We start from the raw sequence: 20860 nt of genomic DNA on the forward strand, positions 1-20860 counted from the left end.
CTTCTTACCCATTCGCCTTTAGCCGTCTGCCGCCTGGCCAGTTGCCTGCGCCTGCTGTGCTGCGCCGACCTGCTGCGGCTCAGCGGCGATGCAGTATACGCGCTGCAACCCGGCACCGCCAACCTGCAGTCGCTGCAGCTGATGCCAGCCAGCGTTGCGCTATATGCCCTGGACGAGGACCTCGCCGGACGCGGTCTGCAATCGCCTGAGCGCGTGCAGTTCGTGGATTACCCGGCATTCGTCGAGTTCTGCACCCGCTACGCCAAGGTCAACAGCTGGTTATGAACAGCTTGAACGTCGGCGGACGCGATATCGCCCTGGACAAGGACGGCTACCTGGTCGAGCTACAGGACTGGTCACGCCCCGTTGCCGAAGCGCTGGCCGCTGCAGAAGAACTGCAACTGAGCGATGAACACTGGGATATTCTCGAACTGCTGCGCGCGTTCTACGCAGAATTCCAGCTATCACCGGCCAATCGCCCCTTGATCAAGTACGTGGCGCTCAAGCTCGGCCCCGACAAGGGCAACAGCTTGCACCTCAACCGCCTGTTCAAGGGCACGCCCGCCAAACTCGCCGCCAAGCTCGCCGGCCTGCCGAAACCGACCAATTGCCTATGAACCTGATCACGCCCGAAGAACACCCTTTCGCCCTGTTCGTGCGCACGCTTGGCAAGGGCAAGCGCGGCGCACGCGGCCTGACCCGCGAGGAGGCCCGCGAAGCCATGGGTATGCTGCTCGACGGCAAGGTCGAGGACACTCAACTCGGCGCCTTCCTGATGCTGCTGCGGCACAAGGAGGAAAGCGCCGAGGAGCTTGCCGGTTTCACCGAAGCCATCCGCCCACGACTGGCCGCGCCCGCCATCCAGGTCGACCTGGACTGGCCCAGCTACGCCGGCAAGAAGCGTCACCTACCCTGGTACCTGCTGGCGGCCAAGGCGCTGGCCGCTAGTGGCGTGCGCATTTTCATGCACGGTGGCGGCGCGCATACCGCCGGGCGCCTGTATACCGAGCAGCTGTTGGCAATGCTGGATATCCCCTGCTGCCGTGACTGGCAAAGCGTGGCAGTCGCGCTCGACCAACACGGCCTGGCCTACAGCTACCTGGGTGACTGGATGCCAGCGCTGCAGCGCATGATCGACTTGCGCAACACCCTCGGCCTGCGCTCGCCGATTCACTCCCTGGCGCGCATCATCAACCCGCTCGGTGCCAGCTGCGGGCTGCAGAGCATCTTTCACCCCGGCTACCAGGCCGTGCACCGCGAGGCCAGTCGACTGCTGGGCGACGAGGCCATCGTGATCAAGGGCGAAGGTGGCGAGATCGAGGTCAATCCGGACGTGGCCTGCCATCTGTACGGCACGTGTAACGGCGCGGACTGGGACGAGGAATGGCCAGCGCTCTCGGCACAGCGCCACGTCAAGCCCGAGCGGCTCGATCCGGACGTAATGGGCGCGTTCTGGCGGGGCGAGCAAGAGGACGCCTACGGCCACCTGGCCGTGATCGCCACCATGGCCACCGCGCTACGTGGGCTGGGCATGGCCCGCGATGAGGCTTTCCAGCAAGCACAGCAACGCTGGGACACACGCTTTCAATCTAACTGATCGATCTTTTCAGCCAGCTTTTTCCACCTTTCAATCAACTTCATAACGCTAGACTTCGGGTTCATTCAGAACGGAGGCAAGCGTTATGGGCTTGTTGATCGATGGACGCTGGCATGACCAGTGGTACAACACCGGCAACAGTGGCCGCTTCCAGCGCGAAAGCGCGCAACGCCGCAACTGGGTAACCGCAGACGGCAGCCCTGGTCCCAGTGGCAACGGCGGCTTCAAGGCCGAAGCGGGCCGCTATCACCTTTACGTTTCGCTGGCGTGCCCTTGGGCGCACCGCACGCTGATCCTGCGCAAACTCAAAGGCCTGGAATCGCTGATCGACGTCTCGGTGGTCAGCTGGCTGATGCGCGAGCATGGCTGGACCTTCGACCGTGAAACCGGCTCCAGCGGTGACCACCTCGACAACCTGAGTTACATGCACCAGCGCTACACGAGCGACGACGGCAACTACACCGGCCGCGTGACCGTACCTGCGCTGTGGGACAAACAGAGCGGCGGCATCGTCAGCAACGAATCGGCGGAGATCATCCGCATGTTCAACAGCGCATTCGACGGCCTGACCGGCAATAACCTGGACTTCTACCCGGAGCCGCTACGCGCACGTATCGACCAGCTCAACGAGCGTATCTACCCGGCGGTGAACAACGGCGTCTACCGCGCCGGCTTCGCCACCACCCAGGAAGCCTACGAAGAAGCCTTCGACGAGCTGTTCGCCATGCTCGATGAGCTGGAATCACTGCTCGATGAGAATCGCTACCTGGCAGGCGAGTACCTCACCGAAGCGGACATTCGTCTGTTCACCACAGTGATTCGCTTCGATGCCGTCTATCACGGGCACTTCAAGTGCAACCTGCGGCGCATCGAGGATTACCCGAACCTTTCCAACTGGTTGCGTGAGCTGTATCAGTGGCCGGGTATCGCCGAGACGGTGGACTTCACTCATATCAAGTCGCACTACTACGCCAGCCACGCCACCATCAATCCTACAGGCGTGATCCCCAAGGGGCCGCAGCAGGACTTCACGCGCGCGCATGATCGCCAGCGCCTGCCAGGCAAGGGTGTGTGGCGAAAAAGCTGAGAGCCAGGTCGTAGGGTGGATGACGCTTTTTTCATCCACCGATGCCCAGCCGCGGTGGATCGATGATGCGCGATCCACCCTGCCTGCGTCAGATGCTGCCTTGAGCGCCTTCGAACCAGGCCAGCTTGTCACGCAATGTCACCACTTCCCCGACGATCACCAGGGTGGGCGCGTGCACTTCGTGTTCGGCCACCAGCTCCGGCAGGGTTTCCAGCGTGCCGGTAAAGACCCGCTGATTCTGCGTGGTGCCCTGCTGCACCAGTGCTGCCGGCGTTGCTCCTGAGCGGCCATGCGCGATCAGCTGTTCGCAGATACCCGGCAACCCCACCAGGCCCATGTAGAACACCAGCGTCTGGCCGGGCGCCACCAGATCCTCCCAGGGCAGGTTGCTGCTGCCATCCTTGAGGTGACCGGTGACGAAACGCACCGACTGCGCATGATCGCGATGGGTCAGCGGAATCCCGGCATAGGCCGCGCACCCCGAGGCCGCAGTAATACCCGGCACCACCTGAAATGGAATGTCCTCGGCGGCCAGCTGTTCGATCTCTTCGCCACCGCGGCCGAAGATGAACGGATCGCCGCCCTTCAGGCGCAGCACGCGCTTGCCCTGGTGTGCCAGATCGATGAGTAGCTGGTTGATCTGCTCCTGTGGCACAGCGTGATCGGCGCGGCGCTTGCCGACGTAGATACGCTCGGCATCGCGCCGGCACAGCTCGATGATGGCCGGCGCCACCAGACGGTCGTAGAGCACCACATCGGCCTGCTGCATCAGACGCAGGGCACGGAAGGTCAGCAGGTCGGGATCGCCCGGGCCGGCGCCGACCAGATAGACCTCGCCCAGCGCACGTGGCGCCGCACCGGCCAGACGTTCCTCCAGCAGGCGCTCGCCCTCTTCCGGCTTGCCGGCAAACACGCTCTCGGCGATCTGCCCCTGGAAGACGTCCTCCCAGAACACCCGGCGCTGCTGCACATCGGGAAACAGCTGCTTGACCCGCTCGCGAAAGCGCTTGCCCAGGTTGGCCAGCTGGCCATAGGTGGCCGGAATCCAGGTCTCGATCTTGGCGCGGATCAGCCTGGCCAACACTGGCGCATCGCCGCCGCTGCTGACCGCGACGATCAGCGGCGAGCGGTCGACGATGGCCGGGAAGATCACGCTGCACAGCGCCGGCGCGTCCACCACGTTGACCGGAATGCCCAGCGCCTGGGCCTCGGCGGAAATCTGCGCGTTGAGCGGCACGTCATCGGTGGCGGCGATGACCAGAGAGATGCCTTGTAGATCGCTGCTCGCATAGCCGCGCAGGAAACAGCCCTCGGCCCCGGCCAGCTCCTGAAGCTCGCTACGAATCTCGGGCGCCACGACGCGCAGACGTGCTCCGGCATCGCTCAGCAGGCGTGCCTTGCGCAACGCGACCTCGCCACCACCGATCACCAGTACCGGGCGATCCTGCAGCTTGTGGAACAGCGGAAGGAATTGCATGAGTCGTGCCTCGTAAGCAGAAAGTGAGCGGCTGGATCGCAAGGTGCGTGTACGCGCCACTGATGGACGCCGGTAATGGGCGCGCTGTAATTACGGCGCCCATCGCCAGCCTGCCGCGCAAAAAACGGGGCGGCTATTGCCACCCCGTATGTGCAAAACGATCAGGCTTAGCCGATCACCTCAATGCCGCCCATATAGGGTTTGAGCACCTCGGGCACGCGGATGCTGCCGTCAGCCTGCTGGTAGTTCTCCAGCACCGCTACCAAGGTACGACCGACCGCCAGGCCGGAACCGTTGAGGGTGTGCACCAGCTCCGGCTTGCCGGTTTCCGGGTTGCGGTAACGTGCCTGCATGCGGCGCGCCTGGAAGTCGCCGCAATTGGAGCAGGAGGAAATCTCGCGGTACTTGTCCTGGCTCGGCACCCAGACTTCGAGGTCGTAGGTTTTCACCGCAGAGAAGCCCATGTCGCCGGTGCACAGCGCCAACTTGCGATACGGCAATTCCAGCAGTTGCAGCACACGCTCGGCGTTGGCGGTCATGCCTTCCAGCGCCTCGAAGGACTTGGACGGCTCGACGATCTGCACCATCTCGACCTTGTCGAACTGGTGCTGGCGGATCATGCCGCGGGTATCGCGACCGGAAGCGCCGGCCTCACTGCGGAAGCACGGCGTGTGCGCGACGAACTTCAATGGCAGCTGTTTGGCATCGAGAATTTCGCCGGCGACGATATTGGTCAGCGAAACTTCGGCAGTCGGGATCAGGTACAGATCGGCCTGGTCTTCACGACGGATCTTGAACAAGTCTTCCTCGAATTTCGGCAGCTGGCCGGTGCCTTGCAGCGCCGGAGCCTGTACCAGATAAGGCGTGTAGGCCTCTTCGTAACCGTGCTCGCCGGTGTGCAGGTTGATCATGAATTGCGCCAGGGCGCGGTGCAGGCGCGCGATGGGGCCGCGCAGCAGAGCGAAACGTGCGCCGGACAGCTTGGCGGCGGTTTCGAAGTCCAGCCAGCCGTGCTGTTCGCCGAGGGCGACATGATCTTTGACCTCGAAATCGAAGGTGCGCGGCGTGCCCCAGCGCGCCACCTCGACGTTGCCGTCTTCGTCGGCACCGACCGGCACGGACTCGTGCGGCAGGTTGGGGATGTTCAGCAGCAGGTTGTCCAGCTCGTTCTGGATGGCGTCCAGCTCACGCTTGCCGGCTTCCAGGTCGCTGCCCATCTGATCGACTTCCGCCAGCAGCGGCGCGATGTCTTCGCCACGCGCCTTGGCCTGGCCGATCGACTTGGAACGGCTGTTGCGCTCGGCCTGCAGCTGCTCGGTGCGCACCTGCACCGACTTGCGCTGACTCTCCAGGGCCTCGAAGCGAGCGACGTCGAGGGCGAAGCCGCGGGTAGCGAGGCGTTCGGCGATTTCGGAGAGTTGCGTGCGGACGAGTTTGGAATCGAGCATGTTCGGGTCTCAAGACAACGGCGAAATGATGATGGCCAGCACTGTGGCGCGGGTTGTGGAGTGTAAAGCCTTAGCAGGCTGTTGAAAAACCACCTGCGTTCTTTTCAACAGCCTGCCGGCAGGTCAAGCCGCCAGACGAGCCAGGCTCAAACCGGCCCAGGCCGCCAGCAAGCCGCCGATGATGCTGAACGCCAGGTAGCCGAGCGCTTCGAGCGCGCGCCCACCCTCGATCAGTTTCATGATTTCCAGGCTGAAGGATGAAAAAGTGGTGAAGCCGCCCAGCACGCCGGTAATCAATCCCGTGCGCAGCTCCAGTGGCAGCTCGGTACGCGTGAGAAACAGGCCTGACAACAAGCCGATCAACAGACAACCAATAACGTTGACGGCAAAGGTGCCCAGATAAAAATGCCGCGGCCAATTGGCGGCGACCCAGCTGGAAGCCAGAAACCGCATCACCGAGCCAACCGCGCCCCCGGCGGCTACGGCAAGCGCCACGCGAATCATGGCGCTCTCCTTCGCCTCGGGCTTGCGGCATCCAGGTTACGCAAATGCTGCAGCTTGTCGCGAATCTTCAGCTCCAGGCCACGCGGCACGGGGTCGTAGTACTGACGCGGCTGCAGGTTCTCGGGGAAGTAATCCTCGCCCGCCGCGTAGGCATCCGACTCGTCATGGGCATAGCGGTACTCATCGCCATAGCCGAGCTGCTTCATCAGTTTGGTCGGGGCATTGCGCAGGTGCAGCGGAACCTCCTGCGAACCCTGCTCGGCGGCATCACGCATGGCTGCCTTGAAGGCCGTATAGACCGCGTTACTTTTCGGCGCGCAGGCCAGATAGACGATGGCCTGGGCCACGGCCAGCTCGCCTTCCGGGCTGCCCAAGCGCTCCTGCACGTCCCAGGCATTGAGGCACAGGGTCAGGGCACGCGGATCGGCATTGCCGATGTCCTCGCTGGCCATGCGCACCACGCGCCGGGCGATATAGAGCGGGTCGCAGCCGCCGTCGAGCATGCGCGCGTACCAGTACAGTGCGCCGTCCGGGCTGGAGCCACGCACCGACTTGTGCAGGGCGGAAATCTGGTCATAGAACGCCTCGCCGCCCTTGTCGAAGCGACGACGGCTGTCGCCCAGCAGATTCTGCAGCAGCTCGACGCCAATCTCGCCATCGTCTTCAGCCAGGTCGACGGCGTTCTCGAGGAAGTTGAGCAGGCGCCGACCATCGCCATCGGCGGCAGCCAGAAGAATCTGGAAGGCGTCGTCCGGCAGGCTCAGGTGGCGATCGCCCAAACCTTTCGGATCGCTCAGGGCGCGATTGACCAGCTTGCGCATGGCCGTTTCATCGAGACTCTTGAGAACATAGACGCGCGCGCGCGACAGCAGCGCGTTGTTCAGTTCGAAAGAGGGATTCTCGGTGGTCGCACCGATGAAAATCAGCGTGCCATCTTCGACGTAAGGCAGGAAGGCGTCCTGCTGGCTCTTGTTGAAGCGATGCACTTCGTCGACGAAGAGAATGGTGCGACGGCCGTACTGCGCGGCATGCTGCTGGGCCACCTCGACAGCCTGGCGGATCTCCTTCACGCCGGACAAAACGGCGGAAATGGTCTCGAAATGCGCATCGGTGACCTTGGCAAGCAGCCGCGCCAGGGTGGTTTTGCCTACCCCGGGCGGCCCCCAGAAGATCATCGAGTGCAGGGCGCCCTGCTCCAACGCCTCACGCAGCGGTTTGCCCGGCCCCAGCACGTGCTCCTGGCCGACGTATTCATCCAGACTGGTAGCACGCAAACGCGCAGCCAGGGGCTGCGCGACGGGTTGGCGACCGAACAGATCCACGCGTTACTCCTGGATGACGTCCGCGCCTTCCGGAATGTCGAAAGTGAACTGGCCGTCATCGACCGGCTCGTTCATCTTCACATTGAGGAACAGGATGTTGGTGCGCTGGCCGATGCTGTCGATCAGCTGCATGTCGTTGAGTACGCGGTTGCGGAACGACAGGCGCAGGCTGTCGAACAGGCTGTCCTTGGCCTTGGGCTTGAGGATGAAGTCGACCACGCTGCCGCCTTCCTTGTAGTCGATCTCGAAGTTCTCGCGAATCTGCGACACATCGCCGGACAGCAACAAGGCCGGGGTGTGGGTCATACGCTGGTCGAGGGTCTGGATGGTCACCTGCTCCAGGTCCGGGTCGTACAGCCAGACCTTTTCACCATTGGACACCAGCAGTTGCTCCATCGGCTGGTCGGTGTGCCAGCGGAACAGGCCAGGGCGCTTGAGCATCAGCTCGCCGGCGGTTTCCTGCAGCTGGGTGCCGCTTGCATCCAGAGTCAGTTGGGAAAAACGGGCGTTGATGGTCTGCGCCTGGTTGAGCAGTTCGGTCAGGCGCTTGGTGGCCGCCTCTTCATCAGCCTGGGCGGTTAGCAGGGTAAAGCTCAGAGCGGCCAGCATCAGCAGGCGAATAACACGCATATAAACCCCTTGAGTCCGTATGAGAATGACGGGGCGGCTCCGCACCCCGTACTGCTCGGCAGCACCTGAGCTGCCGTGAATCCTGTAGACCGCCAATTCGGCGGTTTATCCGCGTTCAGTCGCGCGATGAACCGGGCGCGAGCACCTCGCGCGAACCATTGGTATTCATCGAACTGACCACGCCGGCCATTTCCATCGCTTCGATCATGCGCGCGGCGCGGTTGTAGCCGATCTTCAGCTTGCGCTGCACGGCGGAAATGGAGGCGCGGCGGCTTTCCAGCACGAAATTGACGGCTTCGTCGTACAGTGGGTCTTCCTCGCTGCCCTCGCCGCCTTCGCCACCGCCACCTTCGAAGCCGCTGCCGCTCTCCTCGACGCCGGCGAGGATGTCCTCGATGTAATCCGGCGCACCGCGCTGCTTCCACGCCTCGACCACGCGATGCACCTCGTCGTCAGAGACGAAGGCGCCGTGCACGCGGATCGGCAGGCCGGTGCCGGGCGGCAGATAGAGCATGTCACCGTGACCAAGCAACTGTTCGGCGCCACCCTGATCGAGAATGGTGCGCGAGTCGATCTTGCTCGATACCTGGAAGGCCATGCGGGTCGGGATGTTGGCCTTGATCAGGCCGGTGATCACGTCCACCGACGGACGCTGGGTGGCGAGAATCAGGTGGATACCGGCGGCACGGGCCTTCTGCGCAATACGCGCGATCAGTTCTTCGACCTTCTTGCCGACGATCATCATCATGTCGGCGAATTCGTCCACGACTACCACGATGGTCGGCAGCGTTTTCAAATGCGGCGGCTCGTCTTCCATCGACTCGCGCTTGTAGAGCGGATCATGCAGCGGCGTGCCGGCCTCGATGGCGTCCTTCACCTTGCGGTTGAAGCCCGCCAGGTTGCGCACGCCCATGGCCGCCATCAGCTTGTAGCGACGCTCCATCTCGGCCACCGACCAGCGCAGGGCGTTGGCCGCCTCCTTCATGTCGGTGACAACCGGACACAGCAGGTGCGGAATACCTTCGTAGATCGACAGTTCGAGCATCTTCGGGTCGATCATGATCATGCGCGCCTCTTCAGGCGTGGACTTGAACAGCACCGACAGAATCATCGCGTTGACGCCCACCGACTTACCGGAGCCGGTGGTACCGGCCACCAGCAGGTGCGGCATCTTGGCCAGGTCGGCGATCACCGGGCGTCCGCCGATATCGTGGCCCAGCGCCAGGGTCACCGGCGACTTGGCATCGTCGTACTCGCTCGAAGACAGCACTTCGGAGAAGCGCACGATCTGCCGATCCTCGTTGGGCACCTCGATGCCCACGGTGGTCTTGCCGGGAATCACCTCGACCACGCGCACGCTGACCATGGCCATCGAACGCGCCAGGTCCTTGGCCAGGTTGGAGATGCGGCTGACCTTGACTCCGGCCGCGGGCTGGATCTCGAAACGGGTAATCACCGGGCCGGGATGCACAGACTCGACCACCACGTCGACACCGAACTCCTTGAGTTTGATCTCCAACAGGCGCGACATGGCCTCCAGCGACTCGGGCGAGAACTGCTTCTGCTTCTTCTCGGCGACGTCGAGGATGGAAATCGGCGGCAGGCTGCCTTCGACGGCAGTATCGACGAACAGCGGCGCCTGCTTTTCCTTGAGTACCCGCTTGCTCGGCTCGGCCGCTTTCGGCGGCGCGGGCGGGGTGATCACAGGTGCCGGGCGCTTCTCGCGCTCGCTCATGTGCTTGCTCAGCGACTCTTCGCGCTCGATCAGGCGCTCCTTGACCTTGGCCTGCTCGCGACGGTCGGACACCACCGGCGCGGCCACCTCGGTGACCCGCTCGTCCAGCTCGCGCAGCTGAATCTTCATCTGCTTGCGCTCGTTGCGGGCGTTCCACCAACCGGTGATGGCGCCGTGAATCAGCTCGATCAGATCGAGGGTGATCTTGCCCGTGAGGTCCATTACGCGGAACCAGGACAGGTCGGTGAATACGGTCAGACCGAACAGGAAAAGCGCCAGGAACAGCAGCGTGCTGCCCTCGATGTTGAGCGCATCCTTCGCCAGCTCACCCAGGCTCGCGCCCAGCATGCCGCCACCGGAGCCTTGCATTCCGGCAGCCGGATCGAAGTGAATGTGGGCCAATACGGCGCCGGAAAGGATCAGGAAAACCAGGCCGATGCTGTGCCAGGAAAACAGCCAGCCATTCCAATGCCAGGGTTGATTGCGGGTGCGAAAGACCTGCCAGGTCTTGGCGGCCAGCAAAAGCGGGAAGATATAGGCGAAGTAACCCAGAGCACCGAACAGCGCACTGGATAGCCAGGCGCCGATGCTGCCGCCGGCATTGATGATGCGCTCGACCTGTACGCTGTTGTCCCAGGCGGGATCCGACACGTTGTAGGTCAACAGTGCCATCAGCAGATACAGAAACATCGCACCCAGGGCGATCAATGCGCCTTCCTTCAGTCGATACTGAAGTTTCTGGCGCCAATCGGTGATCTGGGTGGTGGGATTCTTCAAAACAGCCATTTCCTGCGCCCCTGGCGCGTCCATCTGATGGTTAACCGCACAAGCGGCCTATTGTAGGGTGAGCCTGACGAGTAGGCCAATCAGCGTGCTCCCGCACCTGCCCTGCTTCGGTGTAGCATAGCCGCCAGCAGCTTCCATGCGGCTCAATTGGAGCACGCATTCTCTTTTGTGACAAAGGCTTATGGGGTTTTTTTATGAGCGAAGTCAAGCATTCCCGCCTGATCATCCTGGGTTCCGGCCCAGCCGGTTACAGCGCAGCGGTTTATGCCGCGCGTGCCAACCTCAAACCCGTTGTGATCACCGGCATCCAGCCTGGCGGCCAACTCACCACTACAACCGAAGTGGACAACTGGCCGGGTGACGTCGAAGGCCTCACTGGCCCGGCGCTGATGGAGCGCATGCAAAAGCACGCCGAACGCTTCGACACCGAGATCATCTACGACCACATCCATACCGCCGAGTTGCAGAGCCGCCCCTTCGTACTCAAGGGCGATAGCGGCACCTACAGCTGCGACGCCCTGATCATCGCCACCGGTGCCAGCGCCCAGTACCTCGGCCTGCCATCGGAAGAAGCCTTCGCCGGCAAGGGCGTCTCCGCCTGCGCCACCTGCGACGGCTTCTTCTATCGCAACCAGGTGGTCGCGGTGATCGGCGGCGGCAATACCGCCGTCGAAGAGGCGCTGTATCTCTCGAACATCGCCAAGGAAGTGCACCTGGTACACCGCCGCGACAAGCTGCGTTCGGAGAAGATCCTCCAGGACAAGCTGTTCGACAAGGTCGAGAACGGCAACATGCGCCTGCACTGGAACCACACCCTGGATGAAGTGCTCGGCGACCAGAGCGGCGTGACCGGCGTACGCCTGAAAAGCACCCTCGATGGCAGCAGCAAGGAGCTGGATCTGGCCGGCGTATTCATCGCCATCGGCCACAAACCCAACACCGAGCTGTTCGTCGGCCAACTGGACATGCATGACGGCTACCTGAAGATCAAGGGCGGCAGCGAAGGCAATGCGACCGCCACCAGCATCGAGGGCGTATTCGCCGCCGGCGACGTGGCTGACCACGTCTACCGCCAGGCCATCACCTCGGCTGGCGCTGGCTGCATGGCCGCACTGGACGTCGAAAAGTTCCTCGAAGACCATTGATGCCAGGAGGGCGGACGACGTCCGCCCTCCCCTCCTCCGGGCTCTGACGCATGCTGACCTGGCTGCAACGCGATTCACTGGATTTCCCTCCCCTGGCCAAAGCCATGCACGAGCCGAATGGCCTGCTCGCCGCTGGCGGCGACCTGAGTGCAGACCGCCTGGTCAGTGCCTACCGCCACGGCTGCTTCCCCTGGTTCCAGGACGGGCAGCCGATTCTCTGGTGGTCGCCGGATCCGCGCACCGTTCTCTTTCCCGATGAGCTGCACGTCTCCCGCAGCCTGGCCAAACTGCTGCGCCAGCAGCGCTACCGCGTCACCTTCGATCAGGATTTCGCCGCCGTCATCGCCGCCTGCGCCGAGCCCCGCGCTTACGCCGACGGCACCTGGATCACCCGCGGCATGCAGGAGGCCTATCTGCAGCTGCATGAACGCGGCATCGCTCATTCAGTCGAGGTCTGGCTGGAAGACGAGCTGGTCGGCGGCCTTTATGGCCTGGCCATGGGCCAGCTATTCTTCGGCGAGTCCATGTTCAGCCGCGCCGACAACGCGTCCAAGGTCGGCTTCGCTACGCTCGTCGGCAAGCTGCGGCAATGGGATTTCGTACTCATCGACTGCCAGATGCCCACGCAGCACCTGCATAGCTTTGGCGCCAGAGCCATACCGCGCGCTCGTTTCGCCGACTATCTGCAGCGCCATCTCGACCTGCCGAGCCAAGCTGACTGGCTTGCCTAGTCGCGCAGCCAAGCCTGGCTTACACTCTAGGCAGGCTTTTTCGAGATTTCGCCATGACCGAGCTGGCCCGCCTGAAGTTCTACGCCACTCAACCTCATCCTTGCAGCTATCTGCCGGAAGAACAGGCCACCACCCTGTTTCTCGACCCCAGTCAGCCCATGGACGTGCTGGTCTATGCCGAACTGTCAGAGCTGGGCTTTCGCCGTAGCGGCGATCACCTCTACCGCCCGCATTGCCAGCAATGCACCGCCTGCATCCCGGCGCGCATCCCGGCCGCGCGCTTCACGCCCAACCGGCAACAGCGGCGCATCCTCAAGCGCAATGAAGATATTGTCGTTCACTGCGTACGCCCGGCGTTCACCGAGGAGTATTACGATCTCTACGTACGCTATATCGAGCAGCGCCACGCCGACGGCGACATGTACCCGCCCAGCCGTGATCAGTTCTCCACCTTCCTGGTGCGCGACCTGCCCTTTTCACGCTTCTATGAATTCCGCCTGCACGGCCGGCTGGTCGCGATTGCCGTCACCGATCTTCTGCCGAATGGTCTGTCGGCGGTCTATACCTTCTACGACCCTGCCGAAGAGCGCCGCAGCCTGGGTCGTTTCGCCATTCTCTGGCAGATCGGCGAGACCGCACGCCAGGGGCTGGGCGCCGTCTATCTCGGCTACTGGATCAAGAACTGCCGCAAGATGAACTACAAAACCCAGTACCGTCCTATCGAACTTTTCGTCAATCAGCGCTGGACACTGCTGACCTAGCCCCTGGCAACACCGTCCGACCAGCTCGACAATCCAAGCCCCTTGGCGCAGCCCCCTGTTTTCGGGCACAATGCACGCCGCTTTTGCCTGGCGCCAGTTGCACCGGGCCATTTCCTGGATACCGAGGGCTTTACTGCATGTCGAAAGAAGACAGCTTCGAAATGGAAGGCACTGTCGTCGACACCCTGCCCAACACCATGTTCCGCGTGGAGTTGGAAAACGGGCACGTCGTTACCGCGCACATCTCCGGCAAGATGCGCAAGAACTACATCCGCATTCTCACTGGTGACAAGGTGCGCGTTGAGCTGACGCCTTATGACTTGAGCAAGGGTCGCATTACCTACCGCGCCCGTTAAGCCAAGCACCAAACGAAAACGCCCGGCCTATGCCGGGCGTTTTCGTTGGCTCACCGAAAGCCACAGGCTTTCAGTGAGCGACCATTCGATCAGGCGACCTCCGCCGCCGTCTCGAACTCGAAGCTGGGTTCGCCATCCTTGATGTCGACGTGCACCACGCCGCCATGCTCGGCCAGTTCGCCGAAGAGGATTTCCTCTGCCAGCGGACGCTTGATCTTATCCTGGATCAAACGCGCCATCGGTCGTGCGCCCATCATCACATCGTAACCACGTTCGGCCAGCCAGCTGCGCGCCGCGTCGCTGACCTCCAGCGTGACACGCTTGTCTTCCAGCTGCGCCTGCAGTTCGGTAAGGAACTTGTCGACGATGCTCTTGATGACTTCGTGACTCAGGCGACCGAACTGGATGATGGTGTCCAGGCGGTTGCGGAACTCCGGTGTGAAGCTCTTCTTGATGACTTCCATGGCATCGGTGGAGTGATCCTGCTGCGTGAAACCGATCGATGCACGCGACGCGGTTTCCGCACCGGCGTTGGTGGTCATGATCAGGATCACGTTGCGGAAGTCCGCCTTGCGCCCGTTGTTGTCGGTCAGCGTGCCGTGGTCCATCACCTGCAGCAGCAGGTTGAAGACTTCCGGATGCGCCTTCTCTATCTCATCGAGCAGCAGCACGCAGTGCGGCTGCTTGGTGATCGCCTCGGTCAGCAGACCACCCTGATCGAAACCGACATAACCGGGCGGCGCGCCAATCAGGCGAGAGACGGTATGGCGCTCCATGTACTCGGACATGTCGAAGCGCACCAGCTCGATGCCCATGGCCTTGGCCAACTGCCGCGCAGCCTCGGTCTTGCCCACGCCGGTGGGACCGGCGAAGAGGAAGGAACCGACCGGCTTGTCCGGCGCCTTCAGGCCCGCACGCGACAGCTTGATCGCGGTAGCCAGCGAATCGATGGCGGCGTCCTGACCGAACACGGTGAGCTTCAGATCCCGCTCCAGATTACGCAGCAACTCCTTGTCGGAGCTGGAGACGTGCTTCGGCGGAATGCGCGCGATCTTAGCGACGATGTCCTCGACCTGCGCGACATCGATACGCGCCACACGCTTGTCTTCCGGCTGCAGGCGCTGATAGGCGCCGGCCTCGTCGATCACGTCGATGGCCTTGTCCGGCATGTGCCGGTCATTGATGTAACGCGCAGCCAGCTCGGCCGCGGCCCGCAGGGCTTCGTCGCTGTACTCGATGTGGTGGTGTTGCTCGAAACGTGCCTTGAGCCCCTTGAGGATGCCGTAGGTATCGTCCACCGACGGCTCGACCACGTCGACCTTCTGGAAGCGCCGAGCCAAAGCGCGGTCCTTCTCGAAGATGCCGCGAAATTCCTGGAAGGTAGTGGAACCGATACAGCGAATCTCGCCAGAGGACAGCATCGGCTTGAGCAGGTTGGACGCATCCATGACCCCGCCCGACGCGGCGCCGGCACCGATGATAGTGTGAATCTCGTCGATGAAGAGGATGGCGTGCGGGCGCTTGCGCACCTCGTTGAGCAGCGCCTTGAGGCGCTTCTCGAAGTCGCCGCGGTACTTGGTGCCAGCCAGCAGCGCGCCGAGATCAAGCGAATACACGACGCTGTCGGCCAGCAGATCCGGCACCTGCTCGTCGACGATGCGCTTGGCCAGGCCTTCGGCGATGGCAGTCTTGCCGACGCCAGCCTCGCCTACCAGCAGCGGGTTGTTCTTGCGCCGGCGCGCGAGAATCTGCGCGACGCGCTCGACCTCGTGCTCACGCCCGACCAGCGGATCGATACGCCCCTGGCGGGCCAGGTCGTTGAGATTGCTGGCGTAGGCATCCAGCGGATTGCCGGACGCGGAAGACTCGCCGCCCTCCTCATCCTGCATGTCCTGATCGTTTTCATGGTGCTCGCCATGTCCCGGCACCTTGGAGATGCCATGGGCGATGTAGTTGACCACGTCGATACGGGCGACGCTCTGCTGCTTGAGCAGGAACACCGCCTGACTTTCCTGCTCGCTGAAGATCGCCACGAGCACGTTGGCGCCGGTCACTTCTCGCTTGCCGGAACTCTGCACGTGGAACACCGCACGCTGCAGCACACGCTGGAAGCCCAGGGTCGGCTGGGTTTCGCGGTCCTCATCGTGCTGAGGGATCAATGGCGTAGTGGAGTCGATGAACTCCTGCAGATCATGGCGCAGCTTGTCGAGGTTGGCCCCGCAGGCCCTTAAAACGCTGGCCGCCGCCTCGTTATCCAGCAAGGCGAGCAGCAGGTGCTCGACCGTCATGAACTCATGACGCTTGGCACGGGCCTCCTTGAAAGCCAGATTGAGGGTGACTTCGAGCTCTCGATTCAACATAGCTTCACCTCATACCCAAGAGGCCGGCGTTAACCGTCCTTCTCTATTTCACAGAGTAGCGGATGCTGACTTTCTCGCGCGTACTGATTAACCTGCATCGCCTTGGTCTCAGCAATATCGCGGGTGTAAACACCACATACCGCACGCCCTTCTGTATGGACGGCCAGCATGATCTTGGTCGCCAGCTCCCGGTTCATGCCGAAAAATGTTTCAAGCACTTCGACGACGAAATCCATTGGGGTGTAGTCGTCATTGAATAAGACCACCTTGTACATCGGTGGTGCCTGCAATGCTGGCTTGGATTCCTCAACAGCAATACCAGAGGAGTCATCCTCATGCTCTGCCGGGTGATCCTGATTGAATGTTAGTCGAATCTGGCTACTTGCATGCATGCTGAAATTAGAGGTTCAAGGCCGGGCGAACGGGGATGCTAGAGGGATTTTGACTGACTTCTCAGCCATCCGCCGTATAGCCTTGACTAACGGCAAAAGGGTGTTACAACAAAAGAATACCCATCAGCGGGTATCAGGGATTCCACGCCTTCGCCCAGCCTGGTTGGTTATCGCGCGGAATCGAAGTGGATGATACTCCAGAGATGGAGTCCTTTGCAGAGGGATATCAGCATGCTCAGCGGTAAGGTCAAGTGGTTCAACAACGCCAAAGGTTATGGATTCATTTTGGCCGACGGCCGAGATGAGGACCTGTTCGCCCACTACTCGGCCATCCAGATGGACGGATACAAGACACTCAAGGCCGGCCAGCCGGTCCGCTTCGAAATCGTGCAAGGCCCCAAAGGACTGCATGCGGTCAATATCAGCGCAGCTAGCGCCACTCAGGATGCCCCCGTGGCGGTCACCCAGACGCAGAGTATCGAAAGCACAGTCGAAGCTTGAGCATTCCAGCGCCACGGCCTTATCAAGGCGAAGTGCCGGATACGAGAAGGCCGGTCATGTGACCGGCCTTCTTTATGCCTCTGAATCAGCTTACATATGGCTGATCATCGCATCGCCGAATTCGGAGCAGGACATCAGCTTCGCTCCCTCCATCAAACGCTCGAAGTCATAGGTCACCGTCTTGGCGGAGATGGCGCCGTTGGTGCCTTTGATGATCAGGTCGGCGGCTTCCCCCCAACCCATGTGGCGCAACATCATCTCGGCGGAAAGGATGACCGAGCCGGGGTTGACCTTGTCCTGACCGGCGTACTTGGGCGCAGTACCGTGAGTCGCCTCGAACATGGCCACCGAATCGGACAGGTTGGCGCCGGGCGCGATGCCGATGCCACCGACCTCGGCTGCCAGCGCATCGGACAGATAGTCGCCATTGAGGTTGAGCGTGGCGATCACGTCATACTCGGCAGGACGCAGCAGGATCTGTTGCAGCATGGCGTCGGCGATCACGTCCTTGACCACGATGTTCTTGCCGGTGCGCGGATTCTTGAACTGCATCCACGGGCCGCCATCGAGCAACTCGGCGCCGAACTCTTCGCGAGCGATCTCGTAGCCCCATTCCTTGAAGGCACCTTCGGTGAACTTCATGATGTTGCCTTTGTGCACCAGGGTCACCGAACTGCGGTCATTGTCTACCGCATACTGCAGCGCCTTGCGCACCAGGCGCTTGGTGCCGGCTTCGGAAACCGGCTTGATGCCGATACCGCACATGTCGGTGAAGCGAATCTTCTTGACGCCCATTTCCTCGGTGAGGAACTTGATGACTTTCTCAGCCTCGGGGCTGCCAGCCTTCCACTCGACACCGGCGTAGATGTCCTCGGAGTTCTCGCGGAAGATCACCATGTCCACGTCACCCGGCTTTTTCACTGGGCTGGGCACGCCCTCGAACCAGCGCACCGGACGCAGGCAAACATACAGGTCGAGCTCCTGACGCAGGGCCACGTTCAATGAACGGATGCCACCACCTACAGGCGTGGTCAGCGGGCCTTTGATCGAGACCACGTAATCACGCACGGCCTCGAGGGTTTCTTTCGGCAGCCAGGTGTCCTGGTCGTAAACCTGGGTGGCCTTCTCGCCGGCATAAACTTCCATCCAGGAAATCTTGCGGGCGCCGCCATAGGCTTTTTCGACGGCAGCGTCGACCACCTTGATCATCACCGGAGAAATATCGACGCCGATACCATCACCCTCGATGAACGGGATGATCGGATTGTCTGGAACGCTCAAGGACATATCGGCGTTGACGGTGATTTTGTCACCGCTGGCTGGCACCTGGATCTTTTGGTATCCCATGCTGGACTCCATCTCGTGGTTAGACAGTGTGCATCCCCGAGAGTAGCGCAAACCGCTCCACGAGACACATGTGCAAAGGTCTTATGCAACTGGGCATTCTGCGGCGAGGCGCCGCAGTGGTATACTGCTTAGGTGACTAACGAGTCATAAGGGGCGGCCTGTCCGGAACCGGATAGCAGCCTCTTGAAGCCGGCGGGGATACACCATCGTCCGCCGGATCGAAACGTTCGACACTCTACGGGTGCATCCAACATCACCGCGGCGAGTCCTCGACCCAGCTCCACCATCCCGGAGTTCGCGCCACACGCGCAGGTCGAGTTTCTATGCGCGCTCAGCAAAGAAGAGAGTTAACGCTAAATGTCCACCCCTTCGAAGATCATCTACACCTTCACCGACGAAGCCCCGGCCCTTGCCACCTATTCGCTTCTGCCCATCGTGGAAGCCTTTGCCGCCTCGGCTGACATCTCCGTTGAAACCCGCGACATCTCTCTTGCTGGGCGAATCCTGGCGAGCTTTGCCGACCGTCTGGACGCCGACAAGCGCATCGATGACGACCTGGCCAAGCTGGCTGAGCTGACCCTGCAGCCTGACGCCAACATCATCAAACTGCCGAACATCAGTGCCTCTGTCCCTCAGCTCAAGGCCGCCATCGCCGAGCTGCAGGCCCAGGGCTACAACATCCCGGACTTCCCGGAAGATCCGCAGAGCGAAGAAGACAAGGAAGTGCGTGCGCGCTACGCCAAGGTACTGGGCAGCGCCGTCAACCCGGTTCTGCGTGAAGGCAACTCCGACCGTCGCGCGCCGGCCGCGGTCAAGGCCTACGCCCGCAAGCACCCGCACAGCATGGGCAAGTGGAGCATGGCTTCGCAGTCCCACGCCGACTACATGCGCGGCGGCGACTTCTTCTCCAGCGAGCAGTCGATCACCATGGCCAAGGCCGGTGACGTGCGCATCGAGTTCGTCGGCCAGGACGGCAAGGTCGAGGTCAAGAAACAACTCGCCCTGCAGGAAGGCGAAGTGTTCGACAGCATGTTCATGAGCTGCAACAAACTGCGCGCCTTCTTCGAGAAGACCCTGCAGGACTGCAAGGAAACCGGCGTGATGTGGTCCCTGCACGTCAAGGCGACCATGATGAAGGTCTCCCACCCGATCGTCTTCGGCCACGCCGTCAGCGTTTACTACAAGGACGTGTTCGACAAGTACGGCGAGCTGTTCAAGGAACTGGGCGTCAACCCGAACAACGGCATCAGCAGCGTCTACGACAAGATCAAGTCGCTGCCCGCCTCGCAGCAGGAAGAAATCCTCCACGACATCCACGAGGTTTATAGCCATCGCCCGGAAATGGCCATGGTTGACTCGGTCAAGGGCATCACCAACCTGCACATCCCGAGCGACGTGATCGTCGACGCCTCGATGCCGGCGATGATCCGCAACTCCGGTCAGATGTGGGGCAAGGACGGCAAGCAGAAAGACACCAAGGCCGTCATGCCTGAGAGCACCTACGCTCGCATCTATCAGGAAATGATCAACTTCTGCAAAACCAATGGTGCCTTCGACCCGACCACCATGGGCACCGTGCCGAACGTCGGCCTGATGGCGCAGAAGGCCGAAGAATACGGTTCCCACGACAAGACCTTCGAAATGACAGCCGACGGCACCATGCGCGTCGTTGCCGCCGACGGCACCGTGCTGATGCAACATGAGGTAGAAGCCGGCGACATCTGGCGCGCCTGCCAGACCAAGGACGCGCCGATCCGCGATTGGGTCAAGCTGGCCGTTACCCGCGCTCGTCAGTCCGACACCCCGGCCATCTTCTGGCTGGACCCGGAGCGTGCTCACGATCGCGAGCTGCAGAAGAAGGTCGAGCTGTACCTCAAGGATCACGACCTGAACGGTCTGGACATCCGCATGATGGGCTACAACGAAGCCATCCGCGTATCCATGGAGCGCATGATTCGCGGCCAGGACACCATCTCGGTGACCGGCAACGTGCTGCGTGACTACCTGACCGACCTGTTCCCGATCATGGAGCTGGGTACTTCGGCCAAGATGCTGTCCATCGTTCCGCTGATGGCGGGCGGCGGCATGTACGAAACCGGCGCCGGCGGTTCCGCGCCCAAGCACGTGCAGCAGTTGGTCGAAGAGAACTACCTGCGCTGGGATTCCCTGGGCGAGTTCCTGGCCCTGGCCGTGTCGCTGGAAGAAACCGGCATCAAGACCAACAACGCCAAGGCCAAGGTACTGGGCAAGACCCTCGACCAGGCTACCGGCAAGCTGCTGGACAACAACAAGTCCCCGGCGCGCAAGGTCGGCGAGATCGACAACCGTGGCAGCCACTTCTACCTGGCGCTGTACTGGGCACAGGCCCTGGCCGAACAGAACGACGACGCGGCGCTGAAGGCTCACTTCGCCCCGCTGGCCAAGCAGCTGACCGAACAGGAAGCAGCCATCGTTGCCGAGCTGGCTGCCGTACAGGGCAAGCCGGCGGAAATCGGTGGCTACTACCGCTCCAACCCTGAGCTGACCAGCAAGGTGATGCGCCCCAGCGCCACCTTCAACGCTGCTCTGACTGATAAGGCTTGAGTGTCAGAAGAACCCCGGCCTGGTGCCGGGGTTCTTTATTTATGGATACCGATATCCTCGTAGGAGCGAGCTCTGCTCGCGAAAAGCTTCGCGAGCAG

Annotated in this window: 19 protein-coding genes; 10 read left to right on the forward strand and 9 right to left on the reverse strand. The window is 62.0% G+C overall.

The genetic code is table 11. The annotated features are described in order from the left end of the window. From tusB to B3P22_RS12950, 4 genes are all read left to right on the forward strand, one after another. Window positions 1-285: sulfurtransferase complex subunit TusB (tusB, locus tag B3P22_RS12935; RefSeq protein WP_296271244.1), on the forward strand; the 285-nt coding region annotated here is incomplete at its 5' end. After that, a complete protein-coding gene (locus tag B3P22_RS12940; RefSeq protein WP_296271245.1) occupies window positions 282-617 on the forward strand; it encodes a TusE/DsrC/DsvC family sulfur relay protein in 336 nt (111 codons plus the stop codon). The genes tusB and B3P22_RS12940, both read left to right, overlap by 4 nt. After that, a complete protein-coding gene (locus tag B3P22_RS12945) occupies window positions 614-1597 on the forward strand; it encodes a glycosyl transferase family protein (RefSeq protein WP_296271246.1) in 984 nt (327 codons plus the stop codon). The genes B3P22_RS12940 and B3P22_RS12945 overlap by 4 nt, the downstream gene beginning before the upstream one ends. Window positions 1598-1682: 85 nt before the next feature. Next, the gene (locus B3P22_RS12950; RefSeq protein WP_296271247.1) at window positions 1683-2684 is read left to right on the forward strand and encodes a glutathione S-transferase family protein; all 1002 of its coding nucleotides are present in this window, start codon (window positions 1683-1685) and stop codon (window positions 2682-2684) included. Window positions 2685-2772: 88 nt separating this feature from the next. On the opposite strand, the gene cysG is transcribed toward B3P22_RS12950, so the two are convergent. From cysG to ftsK, 6 genes are all read right to left on the reverse strand, one after another. Continuing rightward, window positions 2773-4161, reverse strand: coding sequence for a siroheme synthase CysG (cysG, locus tag B3P22_RS12955; RefSeq protein WP_296271248.1), 1389 nt, complete (start codon window positions 4159-4161; stop codon window positions 2773-2775). A 167-nt stretch (window positions 4162-4328) separates the two neighbouring features. After that, window positions 4329-5609, reverse strand: coding sequence for a serine--tRNA ligase (serS, locus tag B3P22_RS12960; protein ID WP_296271249.1), 1281 nt, complete (start codon window positions 5607-5609; stop codon window positions 4329-4331). Window positions 5610-5732: 123 nt separating this feature from the next. Next, on the reverse strand, window positions 5733-6113 hold the full coding sequence (crcB, locus tag B3P22_RS12965) for a fluoride efflux transporter CrcB (RefSeq protein ID WP_296271250.1): 381 nt from the start codon (window positions 6111-6113) through the stop codon (window positions 5733-5735). After that, on the reverse strand, window positions 6110-7435 hold the full coding sequence (locus tag B3P22_RS12970) for a replication-associated recombination protein A (RefSeq protein ID WP_296271251.1): 1326 nt from the start codon (window positions 7433-7435) through the stop codon (window positions 6110-6112). Before B3P22_RS12970 ends, crcB begins: the two co-directional genes overlap by 4 nt. 3 nt (window positions 7436-7438) lie before the next feature. Beyond that, window positions 7439-8065 (reverse strand): outer membrane lipoprotein chaperone LolA, encoded by a 627-nt coding sequence (gene lolA / locus B3P22_RS12975; protein WP_296271252.1) that lies wholly within the window; start codon window positions 8063-8065, stop codon window positions 7439-7441. A 115-nt stretch (window positions 8066-8180) separates the two neighbouring features. Further along, window positions 8181-10586, reverse strand: a complete 2406-nt coding sequence (gene ftsK, locus B3P22_RS12980) for a DNA translocase FtsK (RefSeq protein WP_275545016.1) — start codon at window positions 10584-10586, stop codon at window positions 8181-8183. Window positions 10587-10780: 194 nt separating this feature from the next. On the opposite strand from ftsK, the gene trxB reads away from it, so the two are divergent. The 4 genes from trxB (at window position 10781) to infA (ending at window position 13579) form a co-directional block, all read left to right on the forward strand. After that, on the forward strand, window positions 10781-11731 hold the full coding sequence (gene trxB / locus B3P22_RS12985) for a thioredoxin-disulfide reductase (RefSeq protein WP_275545015.1): 951 nt from the start codon (window positions 10781-10783) through the stop codon (window positions 11729-11731). 50 nt (window positions 11732-11781) lie between these two features. Continuing rightward, window positions 11782-12462 carry a leucyl/phenylalanyl-tRNA--protein transferase gene (aat, locus tag B3P22_RS12990; protein ID WP_275545014.1) on the forward strand — a complete coding sequence of 227 codons (681 nt, stop codon included), beginning with the start codon at window positions 11782-11784 and terminating at the stop codon, window positions 12460-12462. Window positions 12463-12515: 53 nt separating this feature from the next. Beyond that, the gene (locus B3P22_RS12995) at window positions 12516-13223 is read left to right on the forward strand and encodes an arginyltransferase (RefSeq protein WP_275545013.1); all 708 of its coding nucleotides are present in this window, start codon (window positions 12516-12518) and stop codon (window positions 13221-13223) included. 137 nt (window positions 13224-13360) lie between these two features. After that, window positions 13361-13579, forward strand: a complete 219-nt coding sequence (gene infA, locus B3P22_RS13000) for a translation initiation factor IF-1 (protein ID WP_002553999.1) — start codon at window positions 13361-13363, stop codon at window positions 13577-13579. 89 nt (window positions 13580-13668) lie between these two features. On the opposite strand, the gene clpA is transcribed toward infA, so the two are convergent. Together clpA and clpS are read right to left on the reverse strand one after the other, a co-directional pair. Next, the gene (gene clpA, locus B3P22_RS13005; RefSeq protein WP_296271253.1) at window positions 13669-15939 is read right to left on the reverse strand and encodes an ATP-dependent Clp protease ATP-binding subunit ClpA; all 2271 of its coding nucleotides are present in this window, start codon (window positions 15937-15939) and stop codon (window positions 13669-13671) included. A gap of 29 nt (window positions 15940-15968) precedes the next feature. Next, window positions 15969-16331: an ATP-dependent Clp protease adapter ClpS gene (gene clpS / locus B3P22_RS13010; RefSeq protein ID WP_275545011.1), complete on the reverse strand. Its 363-nt coding sequence runs from the start codon at window positions 16329-16331 to the stop codon at window positions 15969-15971. Window positions 16332-16562: 231 nt separating this feature from the next. Here clpS and cspD point away from each other — a divergent pair, with 231 nt between their 5' ends. Then, window positions 16563-16832 carry a cold shock domain-containing protein CspD gene (cspD, locus tag B3P22_RS13015; RefSeq protein WP_197855623.1) on the forward strand — a complete coding sequence of 90 codons (270 nt, stop codon included), beginning with the start codon at window positions 16563-16565 and terminating at the stop codon, window positions 16830-16832. Window positions 16833-16922: 90 nt separating this feature from the next. On the opposite strand, the gene icd is transcribed toward cspD, so the two are convergent. After that, window positions 16923-18179 carry an NADP-dependent isocitrate dehydrogenase gene (gene icd, locus B3P22_RS13020; RefSeq protein WP_197855622.1) on the reverse strand — a complete coding sequence of 419 codons (1257 nt, stop codon included), beginning with the start codon at window positions 18177-18179 and terminating at the stop codon, window positions 16923-16925. Window positions 18180-18536: 357 nt separating this feature from the next. Here icd and B3P22_RS13025 point away from each other — a divergent pair, with 357 nt between their 5' ends. Further along, the gene (locus B3P22_RS13025) at window positions 18537-20762 is read left to right on the forward strand and encodes an NADP-dependent isocitrate dehydrogenase (RefSeq protein WP_296271254.1); all 2226 of its coding nucleotides are present in this window, start codon (window positions 18537-18539) and stop codon (window positions 20760-20762) included. The last annotated feature ends 98 nt before the right edge of the window (window positions 20763-20860 follow it).

Source organism: Pseudomonas sp. UBA6323 (assembly GCF_002439135.1).
GTDB lineage: Bacteria > Pseudomonadota > Gammaproteobacteria > Pseudomonadales > Pseudomonadaceae > Aquipseudomonas.